The organism is Psychrobacter sp. Ps6 (genome assembly GCF_022129235.1).
Lineage (GTDB): Bacteria > Pseudomonadota > Gammaproteobacteria > Pseudomonadales > Moraxellaceae > Psychrobacter.
In genome coordinates this window covers 1-1,008 of record NZ_JADQAI010000195.1, presented here as the reverse complement: position 1 = coordinate 1,008, position 1,008 = coordinate 1, and the positions used below count along the sequence as shown (strand labels likewise).

The 1,008-nt window shown below is 35.5% G+C and carries 1 protein-coding gene; it reads left to right on the top strand.

Features of this window, described 5'->3' with window-relative positions; genetic code table 11:
• Positions 1-353 precede the first annotated feature (353 nt).
• Positions 354-1,008 (top strand): DUF4347 domain-containing protein (locus tag I3255_RS14815; RefSeq protein ID WP_238039516.1); only part of this gene is annotated, 655 nt, incomplete at its 3' end.

Here is a 1,008-nt window from a genome sequence, read left to right as displayed (position 1 = left end):
CCAATGCAGTAGGTTATGAGGGGGAAGTGCGTTGGGATATGACGGGGAGTTTATTCGCAGGAGAGCAGGGAACCGTTGTTTATTTGGTAGTTATAAAGTAGGTGTTATTTTACATTGTATTTTGCAAAAAAATGCTACTTAAGATAAGTTAAAATAGTAACAATATAACTTTACTTTTTGATTATTAAAGAGAATTAGTAGTGGCACTATTTGTGCTATATCACTTTTATGCTCCTAGAATGGGTAGATGGATAAGTGATATGAGAATACATATAAGTGCACTACTAATTATTTTGGGTTTTATTTTATTCGCGGACTTGTTCACAGAAAGAGTCACCTCTGAAAGAGTTATTGTGGTTGATCAGCAATTAATGTCTGATGAATTTTTTCATAATGAATTAAATGTCCATTACTCTATCTCAAGTATTTCTGATTTTATTATTTATCTAAATACACATTCAAAATTCGATTCAGTTGATTATTTTTCCCATGGCCGTTCTGGTGAAATTCGTTTTGGTCGAGACACCATCACGTTAAATAATATCTATTCTTACCAGACTGAGATACAGCAGTTAGGCAAAGTGTTAGGAGTCGATAGTACATTGAATCTTCTAGCTTGTGATTTAGGTAAAACGGAAGATGGTAAAAAATTGCTGGCTATATTTGCACAATTAGCCGGGATAACGGTATATGCCTCTGATGATAAGACTGGTAGCTTAGAACTCAATGGTGATTGGGATCTTGAACTGGTTTATGGTGAGCCGGATGAAAAATTTATACCGCTAGATCTATATGTTGATTATTCCGGAATTCTTGCTGATACCGATGGTGATGGAGTTGATGATGCAATTGATATTGATGATGACAATGACGGTATATTAGATACTGATGAAATAGTGTGTGAGGTTGATGTACCGCTTGATTTATCCGGTATTACAGCAGGCTCGCCAGATGAATCAAATACGCCGCTGTTAACAACAATGTTTGATGGTGTCTTAAGTGGTACAA